The sequence below is a fragment of the Micromonospora chokoriensis genome (assembly GCF_900091505.1).
Classification (GTDB): domain Bacteria; phylum Actinomycetota; class Actinomycetes; order Mycobacteriales; family Micromonosporaceae; genus Micromonospora; species Micromonospora chokoriensis.
In genome coordinates this window covers 4,219,353-4,233,422 of the sequence record NZ_LT607409.1, presented here as the reverse complement: position 1 = coordinate 4,233,422, position 14,070 = coordinate 4,219,353, and the positions used below count along the sequence as shown (strand labels likewise).

Genomic DNA, 14,070 nt, shown 5'->3' with positions numbered 1-14,070 from the left:
GGACATGTACGGAGTACCCACCAAGGGGCCGCACATCGGCGGCGGTCTCGCCGCCACCGGAGTGGCCGTCCAGTCCTGGTTGCTGGTCGGCGTCGGGCTGGTCGTGCTCGGTCTGGCGCTGTGGCTGGTGGCCATGTTGGGCCGCGAGCGATGACCGGTTCCCGACGGGGGCCGTGGCTGAGCGCCACAGTGGGCGCCCTGGTCGGCGTCGCCATCGCCGTCGCCACGCTCTGGCGGTGGCACGACATCGCCAGCGCGGAGGCATGGCTGAACGCCCACCTGGTCAACGCCGTCGGGCTGGCGGACACCAAATCCATCGGCGCGGCCGTCATCTTCCCGCTGGACCAGCGCTGGGTCGGCTTCATGGTGTCCAGTGGCTGTTCGGTCGCCATGCTGCTGATCCCGCCGATCGTGCTGGCGTCGACGTTGATCGGGTTCCGACGCATCACCGTGTCCCGTGGACTGAACGCCCTGGCGATGGCCGTCGTGCTGCTGGTCACGGTGAACCAGCTCCGACTCGCCGCGGTGGTCGTCTCCATGCAGACCTGGGGCTTCCGGCTCGGCTACGAACGCAGTCACGTGCTGATCGGCTCGGTGATCACCACCGCCGGCCTGATCGCCGTCACCATCCTGTTCGTGGTCCTGGTCAGCCGTACCAAGCGAACCCGGGGGGCGGCCGCCGGTGTCCACTGAGACGCAGTCCCTCGCGCTGCTCAACACCGCGGCATTCCTGCTGTGCGTCAGCTTCTGCGCGTACGTGCTGAGCATCCTGGTGTTCCACCTGAAGACCCGACGTAGCCGGGGCGGAAGTCCGAGCGGCTTCGACTGGCACATCATCGTGCCCTGCCGCAACGAGGCCTCCGTCATCGGCGACACGGTCCGGCGGCTGCTCAGCGACTTTCCCAGCGTCACCGTCTGGTGCGTCGACGACGCCTCCGACGACGGCACGCTCGCCGAACTGGCCGCCTTCGCCGACCAACCTCGCGTGCACGTGATTCAGCGGCACCTGCCGGACGCGCGGCAGGGCAAGGGCGCCGCGCTCAACGCCGCCTGGCGGCGGATCGAGCAGTGGCTGCCGGCGCACGTGGACCGCACCCGGGTCATCGTCGGCGTCCTGGACGCGGACAGTCGACTCGACCCGCAGGGCCCCGTCGCCCTCTCCGGACGGCAGTACTTCGGCTCGGCGGATGTCGGCGCGGTGCAGGTCGAGGTGCGGATGCTCCAGTGCGCGCCGCGACGGTACGCCCCGACGACCGAGGTCAGCGGTTGGGGACGACTGCTGATCCGGCTGCAGGACATGGAGTTCCGCGCGCCGATCGCCGCCATGCAGTCACTGCGTCGGCGGACCGGCAGCGTCGCGATGGGCGGCAACGGGCAGTTCACCCGGCTGTCCCTGCTCAACGAGATCGCCGACCAGCACGGCACACCGTGGCACGGCGCTCTGCTGGAGGACTTCGAGCTGGGTCTGCACATCCTGCTCGCCGGCGGGCGTACGGAGTACTGCGCGGAGAGCTGGGTGGCCCAGGAGGCACTGACCCGGATCGGTCCGCTGGTGCGCCAGCGCACCCGCTGGGCGCAGGGGTCGATGCAGTGTGGCCGCTACCTGGGTCGGGTGCTGCGCTCGCCGCGCATCCGCAACTCCGCCACCCTGGAGATCGCGCACTTCCTGGCCGCCCCGTGGACCCAACTGCTCGGCACGCCGGTCTATCTCGCCTGTCTGATCGTGATGACCTGGTACATCGACAACACCACTGGTGGCCTGTCGGGCTGGTGGAGCAGTGGCGGCTGGGGCGTACCCCCGCTGGTGCTCGTCTTCGGCATCGGGCCCTTCGCCCTGTGGGGCATCGTCTACCGGGCCCGGTGTGAGCCGCAGTTGTCGGTGTCCAGGGCGTTGCTGCTCGGCGTCTGCCACTGGCTGTACAGCTACGCCCAGTCGCTGGCGGTCTGGCTGGCCTTCGCCCGCATGGTGACCGCCCGCACCGACTGGCAGAAGACCGCTCGCGCCGCCGATCCGCCGCCCCAACCGGCCCCGACCCGGGCCGTGGGACGGGTGGCCGTGCCGGCCCAGCCGCGCAGAGCGCCACCACCGCGCAGGTCGGGCCGCTCCGACGGGCCCCGCTCGATCCGGCCACCCCGGCACCTCGCCCACCTGGCGCACCTCGCCACCCCCACCACAGACCGCCCCACAATCGCCCACGTCAGAAAGTAGACATCTATGCCACGAGTTAGATCCGGCCTCGCCCGTACCGCCGCGGTGCTGGCCGGCGGCCTCGCCATGGCCGTCCTGGCGGCCTCTCCGGCCATGGCCGACACCTCCCAGTCCTCGGCCTCCGCACTACAGATCAGCCTGCTCGGCGGTGGCCTGGCCAGCTCCGGTACCGCGTCGGCCACGAACGACGGCACCACCGAGTCGATCTCCGGTAACCAGAATCCCCCACTCGCCGTCCTCGGCGCGCAGACCGTCATCACCGCCGGGGTGCTGGTCCAGAACGTCCGGGCCTTCAACGACGGCACCTCGGCGGCCTGCGCCGGCGTGCTCGGCGTCGGCGGCACGGTGACCATCGGCCCCGGCGGCTCCTGCCTCGTCACGCCCGGAGCCGGGGTGTCGCTGGTGCTGGGCACCAACGGCCTCGCCACCATCGCCCTGGTCGCCGACGCCATCACCTCGTCCTGCACGGCGACCAGCAGCCCGTCGGCGACGGGCACGACCAGCCTGGTCAACGCCCGGATCACCTCCACGCTGCTCGGCATCGAGACCACGCTGCTCAACCTGCCGGCCAACCCGCCGCCGAACACCGGGCTGAGCGTGCCGGGTCTGCTCGACCTGACCCTCAACGACCAGAGCAGCTCGGGCGTCGGTCAGCTCACCGTCACCGCGCTGAACCTGACGGCGCTCGGCGGGGCGCTGGCCGGGGTGACCGTCGGCACGTCGAGCTGCGGCGCCAACGCGGTCGCGCCGCCCATCCCGGTGATCCCGCTCGCCGGGGCACCGATCGCCCTGGGCATCGGCGCGCTCGTGGCCGGCACCACCGGCGGGTTCTCGCTCTACCGGCGTCGCCGCGCGGCTGCCCGGAGCTGACCCGACATGTGTGCGAGCAGGTCAACGTCACGAGAGGTCCTGATCCTGGCCGGCACCAGGCCGGAAGGGGTCAAGACCGCGCCTCTGATCCGCCGTCTCCTCGATGATCCGAGGTTCACGGTGCGGGTGGCGGATACCGGTCAACAGCCGGGACGCGTCGCTGAGGCACTCGCCCCGTTCGGTCTCCACCCGGAGCTGAGTCTGCGCCCCCAACGGCGTACCGGCTCACTCGCGGAGTTGGCCGCGGCACTGATCACGGGGATCGACGATCTGCTCACACACCACCGTCCAGCGGCGGTCGTGGTGCAGGGGGACACCACGACCGCCCTGGCCGGCGGGACGGCCGCGTTCTGGCGGCGCGTCCCCGTCGTACACCTGGAGGCCGGGCTGCGGACCAACGACCTGGAACGGCCGTTCCCGGAGGAGGCCAACCGGGCCATGCTCGCGCGGATCGCGGCGCTGCACCTGGCGCCGACCCGGACGGCCCGGGCGAACCTCGTCGGCGAGGGCATCTCCCCCGATGCCATCGTGGTGACCGGCAACACCGTCGTGGACGCTCTGCACGACCTCATCGCGCGGGGCACCGCGCCACCACCGACGTGGGTCGACCCGGGTCGCAAACTCGTCGTGTCCACAGTGCATCGGCGCGAGAACTGGGGTCACGGGGTCGCCGCGACGGTGGAGGGGCTGCGCCGCCTGGCACGCCGCCGCGCGGATGTCGAGATCGTGCTGGTCGCCCATCCCAACCCGCAGGTACGCGAGGCGGTCACCACCGGCCTGGCGGGCGTCGCCAACGCCCGGGTCGTCCCACCGTTGCCCTACGCGCAGATGGTCGGGCTGCTGCGGGCCGCCGACCTGGTCGTCACCGACTCGGGTGGACTCCAGGAGGAGGCCGCCACCCTCGGCGTTCCGTTGCTGGTCACCAGGGACACGACCGAACGGCCGGAGGCGTTGACGGCGGGTGGGGGCGAACTCGTCGGCACCGATCCCGAACGGATCGTGGCGGCCGGGATTCGGCACCTCGACGCGGCGCGCGTCGCCGTGGCCACCTCACCGTTCGGCGACGGGCGGGCCAGTGAGCGGTCGGTTGTCGCCATGGCGGGGCTGCTGAACCTGCCGACGGGCCGTCTGGTCCAACGCCGCCGGGTCGTCTCCTCGACAGCCAGCGTTTCGGACAACTAGGACAATCATCCAATAACCAGGACAAACTCCTCTAGCCCACTGATAATTGGCACATCGATCGGCGGCGTTTCCCTGTCGATGCCACCAACTCAGTGACCAGAGGAGTCGTCAAGTGCAGGCGTGGTTCAACGGACACCGTTCCTCGACGCTGCAGGGCAGATACTCGGCCCAGCACAACGCCTTCGGCGTGCTCCGTCTGGCGATGGCGTGCGGCGTGATCGTCGCGCACGCCGGACCGCTGGGCTTCGCGGAGGGCAACGTCGGAGCGACGTCGTTCGGCCAGCAGAGCGACCTCGGCACCATGTGCCTCTACGGATTCTTCCTGATCTCCGGCTACCTCATCACCGACAGCGCCCTGCGCTCCACACTGCGCCAGTACGTCCGCGCCCGCATCCTGCGGGTCTTCCCCGGGCTGTGGGCATGCCTCCTGGTCACCGCGTTCGTCTTCGCCCCCGTGGCGGCGCTGTACGAGAACGGCAACCTGGACGGCTTCTGGGGGCACCCGGAAGGTCCGTTCGACTACGTCCTGACGAACATCGCCGCCTCGATGGAACAGTTCCCGATCTCCGGCCTGCTGGCCGACACCCCGTACGGGCAGGTCGTCGGCGGACCCAGCGCCTTCGACGGCTCACTGTGGACGCTCCGGTACGACCTGGCGTTCTACGGGATCGTCGGCATCCTCGTGGTGACCTCGGTCCTGCACAGGGCACCGCGTGCGGTGCTGGTCCTGACCGGCGTCTCGTACGCGCTGATCCTGGCGGACTTCTTCGCGGCGCCGACCTGGAGCTCCCGCCCGCCGCAGCACGGCGCGATCGGGCCGTTCCCGCTGATCGGCGCGTTCGCCGCCGACTGGACGTTGATGCTCGGTTTCCTGTTCCTGCTTGGCGCCGCCGCACGGCTCTACGCGCACCGCGTACCCATGAACAGGGAACTGGCCGTGCTGGCCTCGGTCGTGCTGGTCGGCTCGCTGTGGCTGGGCGGCTTCTTCGCCGTCGGTCTGCCGGCGTTCGCCTACCTCGTGCTGTTCGCAGCGGTCGCGCTGCCGAAGCGCTGGTCCACGATCAGCCGCACGAACGACTACACGTACGGCCTCTACATCTACGGCTTCCCGGTGCAGCAGATGATCGCCCTGTTCGGGGGCGCCCGGTTCGGGATGATCGGCTACATCCTGTTGAGCCTGCTCGGCGCCCTGGTCTTCGCCGTGCTCTCCTGGCACCTGGTGGAGCGCCCGGCCCTCGGCTTCAAGACCGGCAGCATGCGCGCCCGGCACCGGCTCGCCAAGCGCGCCACCACCGCGCGCGCCCTGCCGATCGCCGGCCCGGTGACGGTTCCGCAGAGCGGCTCGCGGTCGGACCGGGGCGGCATCGGACGGCGCAGGGCCGGTGCTCGGCACAGCCGTTCGACGAAGATCAGCCCGACCACGGCGACCGCGACGCTCAGCAACCCCCGAACGCTGGAGGAGGCCATACCGTTCCTGGCAGTGCCGGAACGGGCCACGGCGCAGACGCCGACCGCCCCGACGAGTAAGCCGGCGTCGCACGCCCGGTCGGGGCGCTCCCGGCACTCGCGACCCACCTCCACCACGCCTCGGTGAGACCGGTGGGGCCGGAGCCACAGCGGCTCCGGCCCCGTCGGTACGCCCGGGATCCCTACGGGCTCGGGTACCGCGTGAGGTAGACCGGCGCGCCGACCCTGGTCATGTCGGCCGCTTCGCCGACGCCGTTGACCACGTGGTCGATCGTCCCGGCGCTGAGGTTCACGGTCATGACGTGGTGCAGCCGCACACCCGGCCGGTTCGGCACCTCGAAGCCGTTCTCGGTGCGGATCGACGGGTTGTTCTGGTTGAAGACGTACACCCCGCCACCGTGCAGGGTGTGGTGACGCACCCGGTCACCCACCTTGTACCCGGCCCAGCCCTCGACCGGGCCGTTCATCCAGTCGGCCTGCGTCGGCGGGTCGTACGGCAGCTCGTTCTGGTAGAGGATCGTGGTGCCGTGCTCGCCGTTCCAGACCGTGTTGTAGCGCTGGAAGTGCTCGACGAACAGGCCGGTCGCGGTCACGTGGTCGCCGTTGATGACGGCGCCGTACCGACCGGTGTTGGTCCGCCAGCGGTCGGTGTCGCCGTTGACGCCCTCGGTGAAGCCCTCGACGCCGTGGTCACCGCGCCAGACCCAGGTGTGGTCGATGAGCACGTTGTCGCTGTTGACCTCCAGCGCCGTGTCCGTCCGGCCGATGTGCGGGCCACCGACGCGGAAGTACACGTCGGACAGGGTGGTCGGGTTGTTCCGGCTGCTGTCGTTGTGCCCGTGCTCTCGACCCACGCGCAGCAGGACGGGCGACTCGACGGTGCCGGCGTCGATGGTGACGCCGGCGACGATCACGCCGGGGACACCGGCGACGTCCAGCGGGACGGCGCCGTTCACCGCGGTGAGGGTGGCGTGCCCGATGCCGAGCACGACGGTGTCGGCGCGCCGGATCTCGATGCTGCGCGCGACGTCGTACACCCCGGGGGTGAGCAGCAGGTGCTTGCCGCGGGCGAGTTGGGCGTTGATGACGCGTACCGGGTCGGAGGGCTTGGCGACGAAGAAGTCACCGATCGGGATGGTCCGACCCGCGGTGATGCCGTCCGCCCAGGAGACACCCCGGCTGTTCCGCTGCGCGGCGGGCACCCGGACCTGGTAGCGACCCTTGCCGTCGACGAAGAGGTACGGCTTCTCCCGGCTGAGCGGGGTGGTCTCCAGCGTGGTGTACGGCGGGTCGGGGAACGCGGCGTCGTCCGGTGCGCCCTCGACGCCCGCGAAGACCTGGTTCCACACCGCGTTGGACCAGCCGCCGACCTCGCTGTTGCGGGTCAGCCACTGCTGCTGCGAGCCGTTGGTGGTGGCGGGCAGCCGGGAGTCGGCGATGAAGCCACCGCTGGCGTACTGCGGGCCGGCGGTGCAGTAGTCCATCAACGACAGACCACCGCCGCCGATGTTCAGCCGGCGCATCGACACCGCCTGCGACACCGCCCAGAAGTTCGCCGACGACCGGCAGTCGTCCTGGCCGGCGGCGTTGATGGTGAGCGACAGGTTGGACAGGGTGCGCCAGAAGTTCACCAGGGCCAGGCAGTTGCCGGTGCCCCCGTCGGCGAGACAGCGGTTGTAGACCTCCAGCTTGCCGTTGACGGTGACGTCGGTGGGCGAGGCGCCCAGGCCGGACACCTCGGTGTAGTAGCCGACCTTGGCCTGCAACGGCTGCTCGGCGGTGCCGTACGTGCCCGGCTTGAACAGGTAGGCGTGCCGCTCGGTGCCCATCTCGTTGTCGACCTGTCGGGCGTGTGCCGCGTCGAGGGTCTGCTGGATCGCACCGACCGGCATGGACGGGTCGAAGATCGTCACGTTCGGGCCGAAGTCGGGTGCGCCGTACGTGGGGCGGCCGGCGCTTGCCGCCGTGCCGCTCACGGTGACGGTCGTGGCCACCACCAGAGCGAGGATGAGGGTACGACGGGACGGGGTTGACATGCGGTTCGTCCTCTCCGCTGGCCGGAGTGGACTCCGGCACAGTCTAGGGCGGTGAGAGCGCTCTCTCGCCCCTGTTTCTACCTGGCGAACCGGCCCCACGCCATTGCCGGGACCGGCAAACGTCGGTCGGTCGGTGAGAATGGAGCGCAGAACGGGGAGGCACCCATGCGAATCGACGCACTGCCGCACGTGGACGAACACGCCACCGTCATCGAGGCCGAACCCGAGGAAGCCTGGCCGCACCTCGTGCGCGTCGTCGAGACCACGTTCGGCGGCCCCGGCACGGGCGCGTACGCCCGCCTGGTCGGCGCCGCCGACCCCGTCGCGTCCGGGCCCCGACCGCTCGCCGACGGCGCGACGATCCCCGGGTTCCGGGTGACCACCGCGATCCCCGGGCGGGAGCTGACACTGCGGGGCAGCCACCGGTTCTCGACGTACGCGCTGATCTTCCGACTCGAACGGGCCGGGCCCGGCCGATCGCAGCTCCGGGCGGAGACCCGGGCCGTCTTCCCCGGCCTGGCCGGTGGCCTCTACCGACAGCTGCTCCTCAGGTCGGGCGGTCACGTGCTCGGCGTACGACGGATGCTCGCAGCGGTCCGCCGCGGCGCCGAACGACGACGCTGACCGTCCCCGCCACCGCGCTCACGGTGCGTCTCCGGCCGCCCGACCGGCGATAGGATGGCCGCCGTGCAGTTCGGGGTGCTCGGGCCGCTCGCCGTGACCACGGACGCCGGCGAGCCGGTGGTCGTGCCCGGCACCAAGGTCCGCGCGTTGCTGGCCGACCTGCTGACCAACCGCAACCAGGTGGTCTCGGCGGACCGCCTCATCGACGACCTGTGGGGCGAGGACTCCCCCGCCAATCCCGCCGGCGCCCTCCAGGTACGGGTGTCGCAGCTCCGCAAGGCGCTCAACGACGCCGAGCCGGGCGCCCGGGACCTGGTGGAGTCCCGGGCGCCCGGTTACCTGCTGCGGGCCGACGCCGTCGACGCGGACCGGTTCGGCGAGCTGGCGCTCAGCACCGACGCCGACCGGCTGCGCGAGGCCCTGGCGTTGTGGCGCGGCGAGGCGTACGCCGACGTGGCCGACGCCGAGTTCGTCCGGGCCGAGGCGACCCGCCTGACCGAACAGCGCCTCGCCGTGCACGAGCGGCTGGCCGAGGCGCGGGTCGCCCGGGGAGAGCACGACCTGGCCGCCGCCGACCTGGCCGAGTTGGTCGCCCGGCACCCGCTGCGGGAGGGGCTGCGGGCCGTGCAGTTGCGCGCGCTGTACGCGGCGGGCCGCCAGTCCGAGGCGCTGGACAGCTACGCGGATCTGCGCGACCGGCTCGCCGACGAGTTGGGCCTCGACCCCGGGCCGGAGTTGGCCGCGCTGCACCGCCGGATCCTCGAACAGGACGCCAGCCTGACCCCGCCGCCGAGAGGCGCGACCGCTCGCGACAACGGCCTGCCGGCCCAGCTCGACGAGTTGGTCGGGCGGGGCGAGGCGTTGGCCGAGTTGGGCGCGTTGCTGCCCCGGCAGCGGCTGGTCACGCTGGTCGGGCCGGGTGGCGTCGGAAAGACCCGACTGGCCGTCGAGACGGCCCGCGCACAGTCCGTTCCGGACGGCGTCCAGCTGGTCGAGCTGGCCCCGCTACCGGCCGGAGACACGCTCGTCGCCGAGCGGGTGCTGGCCGCTCTGGGCGCCCACGAGACCGCCGGCACGAGCCTGTCCGCCACCGACCGGGTGGTCGCGGCCCTGCGCCACCGTCAGCTCCTGCTGGTGCTGGACAACTGCGAACACGTCATCGAGCCGGTAGCCACGCTGGTCGCCCGGCTGCTGCGCGAGGTGCCGGGGCTGCGGGTGCTGGCCACCAGCAGGGAGCCCCTCGGGCTGACCGGTGAGCTGCTCTGGGAGGTACCCCCGCTGTCGGTGCCGAACGGCGGCGACCTGGACGCGGTCCGGCGCTCGGCGGCGGCCCGGTTGTTCGCCGCCCGCGCCGCCTCCCAGCAGCGCGGTTTCCGCCTCGACGAGCGGACGGCGTCGGCGATCGCCCAGCTCTGCCGTCGCCTCGACGGCCTCCCGCTGGCGTTGGAGTTGGCCGCGACCCGGGTACGGGCGCTGGGGGTGCAGGGTGTGGTGGACCGGCTCGACGACCGGTTCCGGCTGCTCAGCACCGCACAGCGGGACGTGCCGCTGCGGCAGCGGACGCTCACCGCGGTGATCGGCTGGAGCTGGGACCTCCTCGACGAGAGCGACCGGGCGGTGCTGGCCCGGCTGGCGGTGTTCCGCGACGGCGGCAGCCCGGAGGCCGCCGAACACGTCTGCGGCACCGACCTGGACACCCTCGCCCGACTGGTGGACCGGTCGCTGGTGGTGCTCGACGACTCCGGCCCCGTCCCCCGCTACCGGCTGCTCGAATCGGTCGCCGCCTACTGCCTGGACCGCCTGACCGACCCCGACGAGGTACGCGCACGGCACGCGGCCTACTACACCGACCTGGCCGAACGCGCCGACCCGGAGCTGCGCGGGGCCGACCAGCAACGGTGGCTGGCGCTGCTGGACGCCGAGATGGCGAACCTGCGCTCGGCACTGGTCCACGGTGCTGGGCTTCGCCTGGCGGTCGCCCTGAGCTGGTACTGGCACCTACGCGGCCGACTCACCGAGGCGCGGCGGGCCCTGGCCGTGGCCGGCGACCCGGAACAGGAGGCCCGCGCGGCCCCGTGGCGCGTCGGCTTCGCCCTGTCCCTCGGTGAGCCGGTCGCGCCGGACGACGTACGCGCGGCGGTGGCCGGCGACCCGGACGGCCACGCCGCCTGGTTCGCGGCCAACGCCGTGATCGAGCACGGCGACCTGGCCCTGGCGTCGGAGCTGCTGCCCACCGCACCCGTCGACAGGTGGACCGAGGCCGCGGTGCTCACCTCCCGGGCCCACATCGCGCACGCGAACGGTGACCAGGCCGCCCTGGAACGCACCGCGACTCGCAGCGCGGCGCTGTTCGCCGACATCGGCGACCGGTGGGGCCGACTCCGGGCGACCGAGTGGGTGGGCGGGCTCGCCGACATGCGCGGCGAGCACGAGCGCGCCGCCGCGCTGCACCGGGAGGGGCTGCGCTGGGCCGAGGAGCTGGCGCTGTGGCCGCAGGTCTGCGCCGAGCTGTCCTGGCTGGCCTGGCTCGCGGTGCAGACCCGCGACTACACCCAGGGCCGGGAGCTGGCCGAACGGGCGTACGGCCTGGCGGCGGAGCAGGGTTCGCCCGGTGCGTTGGTCTTCGCGGAGATGAGCCTCGGGCTGGCCGCCCGCCGCGACGGAAAACTCGACCTGGCCGTCACCCATCTCACCCACCTCGTCGAGCTGGGCCGGGGCGAGAGCCAGCCGGCGCTCTACCTGCCGATGGTGCTGGTCGAGCTGGGCTACGCGGTCGAGCTGGGCGGAGACCCGGACGCCGCGCTGGCCCTGCACGTCGAGGCGTTCGAGGCCGCCGAGGCGATGGCCACGATGCGCGACGCGGTCGGCCCCCTGGAGGGGATGGCGGCGGCCGTGCGCTCCCCCGAGGTCGCCGCCCGGCTGCTCGGTGCGGCGGCCGCGGCCCGGCTCGCCACGCAGTCCCCGGCCGCGCCGGCCGAACGCGACGACGTGGAGCGGGTGACCGGACGCCTGCGGGCCGAACTCGGGCCGGAGCGGTTCGACGCGTTGCTCGCCGAGGGCGCGAAGCTGAGCCCGGGCGAGGCCCGAGCCCAGCTCTGAGTGTGTCGGTCAGGCCGTCGTCTTCGGCCGGTACGAGGCGACGATCACGCCGCTCTTGTGCACCCGGGTGTCGACCAGGTCGAACGACGCCTTGAAGTCGGTCAGCGGTGCCGTCAGGTTCGCGGCACCCTCCAGGACGGGGTGGATCCAGAACCGGACCTCGTCCACCAGACCCGCGTTGATCAGCTGCGCGGTGACCGAGCCGAAACCGTACTGGATGATGTTCTTGCCCTCCCGGGCCTTGAGCGCGGTGACCGCCTCGACCAGGTCGCCCTGGAGCACCTCGGTGTTCCTCCAGGTCGGGTTGGTGAGGGTGGTCGAGGCGACGTACTTCTTGACGTTGTTGAAGTACGCGGCGCCGGTGTTCGGGTCGCTCTCGTCCATGCTCGGCCAGGCGACGGACATGCCGTCGTAGGTGGCCCGGCCCATCAGCATGGCGTCCGCCTCGTCGGTCTGCTCGCCGGCGAGGCCCATCGCCTCCTCGTCGAAGTACGGCGAGGTCCACATCGGGTTCTCGATGACGCCGTCGAGGGTGACGTAGGTCGAGTTGATGAGCTTGCGCATCGGAATCTCCTGGGTGTTGGTCAGGTGCCTCGGTGACACCCAGAACTCTGCCGGGCCCCGCTTACGATTCGCTTCAGGTGCTCTTGCCCGGCTCCGAAAGCGGGGCCGGAAGCGGGATCGGCAGCGCCTGCGCGGCAGCCGTGCCACCGCCGGTCGAGTGCGCCGGGGCGGGGCGGTCACCGGTGCGGCTGTGCAGCCGCCCCTGCCCGGCCGGCCCGGCACGCCTGGTCACCTCGACGGTCACCATCCGCACCGGCGGTGGCGGCGCGGTGAAACGCCCGGCACCCCAGCGCACCCAGATCGGAATCCGGCCCGCGTCCGCCTCCGCGCGCAGCTTCTGCACCGTCCGGGCCCGGTCGGTGTGGTCGACCTCGACGACCACCGGTGGGCCGTCGGGGCGGGCGCACGCCACGTCGAGGACCGAGTGTCGTTTCTCCAGTGGCGGCGGCAACGGCAGGACGCTGGGCGCGCGCCGGTAGACCCGCCAACCCTGGGCCTCCGCCCACCGCGCCACCGCGTCGATCACCTGCGCGGTGACCTCGTCGGTGTTCAGGTCGACGAAGGTCAGGTCGGTCAGCCAGCGGCCCAGGTCGGCGGCCAACCGCTCGCCCTGCGCCGTCACGTCCACCGGCGCAGGATAGCGCCTCAGCCGACGGTGGTCGCGGTCACGGCGAGGTGCCGGGTGAGCCGGGCGGTGGTCGCCGAACGGATCGACGGCCAGCCGCAGGATCATCCCGCGCCGGCCGTCGTACGTGCCGAGCACGACACCGGCGAGCGTCTGGTCGACCTCGGCGACCAGGAACAACTGCGGATCCCGCGTCAGCTTGGCGGTCAACTCGGCCCGGCTCAGCACGTCCCGCCCGGTAGCGGTCCACAGTGCCGCGACTCTGTCGTAGTCCGGCCAGGCGAACGCGCGAACGTGCGTCACGGCTGTTCTCCCCCGTCGGTCGGCGGTCAACGGTCTGCCCGTCGTGACGCTACGTGCCGTCCGATCCCGCGGTCCGTCCGGCGTAGCGTGGGGCGCATGCGAACCACCACCCTGGGCAGCGCAGGTCCCGAGGTCGGCGTCATCGGCCTCGGGTGCATGGGCATGAGCCACGGCTACGACATCACCGGCCCCCGCGACGACGACACCTCGATCTCGGTCATCCACCAGGCCCTCGACCTCGGCGCCACAGTGATCGACACCTCGGACGTGTACGGGCCGTACACCAACGAGGAGCTGGTCGGGCGGGCGCTGGCCGGCGGCCACCGGGAGCGGGCCGTCCTGGCGACGAAGGTCGGCCTGGTCGCCACCTCCCCCACCGGCGGCCCCGGCAACTCCCCGACGATCGGCAACAACGGGCGGCCGGAGCACATCCGCGCGGCCATCGACGAGAGCCTGCGCCGGCTCGGCACCGACCACGTCGACCTCTACCAGTTGCACCGGGTCGACCCCGACGTGCCCCTTGAGGAGTCCTGGGGTGCGATGGCGGAGGTCGTCGCGGCGGGCAAGGCGCGGCAGATCGGGTTGTCCGAGGTGACCGTCGACCAGATCGCGCGGGCGCAGGCGGTACACCCGGTGGCGTCGGTGCAGTCCGAGCTGTCGCTGTGGACCCGCGACCCGCTGGCCGAGGTGCTGCCGTACTGCGCGGAGCAGGGCATCGCCTTCCTGCCGTTCTCCCCGCTCGGTCGCGGCTTCCTCGCCGGGCGGTTCACGTCCTTCGACGACCTGCCCGCCGACGACTTCCGCCGTGGCCTGCCGCGGTTCCAGCAGGACGCGTTGCGCGCCAACCTCGCCATCGTCGCCCGGGTCCGGGAGATCGCCGACCGGGTCGGCCTCACCCCCGCGCAGGTGGCTCTCGCGTGGGTCATCGCCCGGGGTGACCAGGTCATCCCGATCCCCGGCACGAAGACCCCGACGTACCTGGCGGACAACTGCGCCGCCGGTGATGTGCGGCTCGGCGCCGAGGACCTGGCCGACCTGGACGCGCTGCCCGCACCCGAGGGTGGCCGCTACTGACGCTCCGGCGGCCCGGC

The 14,070-nt window shown here is 72.2% G+C and carries 12 protein-coding genes; 9 read left to right on the top strand and 3 right to left on the bottom strand.

Translation table 11 applies throughout. From position 1 onward, the window contains the following. Window positions 1-4 precede the first annotated feature (4 nt). The 6 genes from GA0070612_RS19490 to GA0070612_RS19465 all read left to right on the top strand — a co-directional run bounded on the left by GA0070612_RS19490 (window position 5) and on the right by GA0070612_RS19465 (window position 5,855). Entirely contained in the window at window positions 5-154 is a 150-nt protein-coding gene (locus GA0070612_RS19490; protein ID WP_088989215.1) for a peptidase, read from the top strand. Continuing rightward, on the top strand, window positions 151-693 hold the full coding sequence (locus tag GA0070612_RS19485; RefSeq protein ID WP_157742549.1) for a hypothetical protein: 543 nt from the start codon (window positions 151-153) through the stop codon (window positions 691-693). Before GA0070612_RS19490 ends, GA0070612_RS19485 begins: the two co-directional genes overlap by 4 nt. Continuing rightward, complete coding sequence (locus tag GA0070612_RS19480) at window positions 683-2,209, top strand: glycosyltransferase family 2 protein (RefSeq protein ID WP_088989213.1); 1,527 nt, start codon at window positions 683-685, stop codon at window positions 2,207-2,209. The genes GA0070612_RS19485 and GA0070612_RS19480 overlap by 11 nt, the downstream gene beginning before the upstream one ends. A 6-nt stretch (window positions 2,210-2,215) precedes the next feature. Next, window positions 2,216-3,079, top strand: a complete 864-nt coding sequence (locus GA0070612_RS19475; RefSeq protein ID WP_157742548.1) for a choice-of-anchor P family protein — start codon at window positions 2,216-2,218, stop codon at window positions 3,077-3,079. A gap of 6 nt (window positions 3,080-3,085) precedes the next feature. Beyond that, a complete protein-coding gene (gene wecB, locus GA0070612_RS19470) occupies window positions 3,086-4,261 on the top strand; it encodes a non-hydrolyzing UDP-N-acetylglucosamine 2-epimerase (protein ID WP_088989211.1) in 1,176 nt (391 codons plus the stop codon). Between the two features lie 112 nt (window positions 4,262-4,373). Beyond that, the gene (locus GA0070612_RS19465) at window positions 4,374-5,855 is read left to right on the top strand and encodes an acyltransferase family protein (protein ID WP_088989210.1); all 1,482 of its coding nucleotides are present in this window, start codon (window positions 4,374-4,376) and stop codon (window positions 5,853-5,855) included. 55 nt (window positions 5,856-5,910) lie between these two features. Here GA0070612_RS19465 and GA0070612_RS19460 read toward each other — a convergent pair whose 3' ends face one another. Next, window positions 5,911-7,764, bottom strand: coding sequence for an adenylyl cyclase (locus GA0070612_RS19460; protein WP_088989209.1), 1,854 nt, complete (start codon window positions 7,762-7,764; stop codon window positions 5,911-5,913). A gap of 165 nt (window positions 7,765-7,929) precedes the next feature. Here GA0070612_RS19460 and GA0070612_RS19455 point away from each other — a divergent pair, with 165 nt between their 5' ends. Both GA0070612_RS19455 and GA0070612_RS19450 read left to right on the top strand, forming a co-directional pair. Next, window positions 7,930-8,388 (top strand): hypothetical protein, encoded by a 459-nt coding sequence (locus GA0070612_RS19455; protein WP_088989208.1) that lies wholly within the window; start codon window positions 7,930-7,932, stop codon window positions 8,386-8,388. 63 nt (window positions 8,389-8,451) lie between these two features. Further along, a complete protein-coding gene (locus GA0070612_RS19450; protein WP_088991616.1) occupies window positions 8,452-11,487 on the top strand; it encodes a BTAD domain-containing putative transcriptional regulator in 3,036 nt (1,011 codons plus the stop codon). 9 nt (window positions 11,488-11,496) lie between these two features. Here GA0070612_RS19450 and GA0070612_RS19445 read toward each other — a convergent pair whose 3' ends face one another. Together GA0070612_RS19445 and GA0070612_RS33070 are read right to left on the bottom strand one after the other, a co-directional pair. Further along, entirely contained in the window at window positions 11,497-12,051 is a 555-nt protein-coding gene (locus GA0070612_RS19445; protein WP_088989207.1) for a dihydrofolate reductase family protein, read from the bottom strand. Between the two features lie 73 nt (window positions 12,052-12,124). Further along, window positions 12,125-12,979 (bottom strand): GNAT family N-acetyltransferase, encoded by an 855-nt coding sequence (locus GA0070612_RS33070; protein WP_408630506.1) that lies wholly within the window; start codon window positions 12,977-12,979, stop codon window positions 12,125-12,127. A gap of 96 nt (window positions 12,980-13,075) precedes the next feature. Between GA0070612_RS33070 and GA0070612_RS19435 the strand changes: the two genes are divergently transcribed. Then, window positions 13,076-14,053, top strand: a complete 978-nt coding sequence (locus tag GA0070612_RS19435; protein ID WP_088989206.1) for an aldo/keto reductase — start codon at window positions 13,076-13,078, stop codon at window positions 14,051-14,053. Window positions 14,054-14,070 lie beyond the last annotated feature (17 nt).

What these genes read in the sequence shown, in the direction of transcription:
- GA0070612_RS19490 (WP_088989215.1), top strand. Translation starts at nt 5, where the DNA reads ATGTACGGAGTACCCACCAAGGGGCCGCACATCGGCGGCGGTCTCGCC.
- GA0070612_RS19485 (WP_157742549.1), top strand. Translation starts at nt 151, where the DNA reads ATGACCGGTTCCCGACGGGGGCCGTGGCTGAGCGCCACAGTGGGCGCC.
- GA0070612_RS19475 (WP_157742548.1), top strand. Translation starts at nt 2,216, where the DNA reads ATGCCACGAGTTAGATCCGGCCTCGCCCGTACCGCCGCGGTGCTGGCC.
- wecB (WP_088989211.1), top strand. Translation starts at nt 3,086, where the DNA reads ATGTGTGCGAGCAGGTCAACGTCACGAGAGGTCCTGATCCTGGCCGGC.
- GA0070612_RS19460 (WP_088989209.1), bottom strand. Translation starts at nt 7,764, where the DNA reads ATGTCAACCCCGTCCCGTCGTACCCTCATCCTCGCTCTGGTGGTGGCC.
- GA0070612_RS19455 (WP_088989208.1), top strand. Translation starts at nt 7,930, where the DNA reads ATGCGAATCGACGCACTGCCGCACGTGGACGAACACGCCACCGTCATC.
- GA0070612_RS19445 (WP_088989207.1), bottom strand. Translation starts at nt 12,051, where the DNA reads ATGCGCAAGCTCATCAACTCGACCTACGTCACCCTCGACGGCGTCATC.
- GA0070612_RS19435 (WP_088989206.1), top strand. Translation starts at nt 13,076, where the DNA reads ATGCGAACCACCACCCTGGGCAGCGCAGGTCCCGAGGTCGGCGTCATC.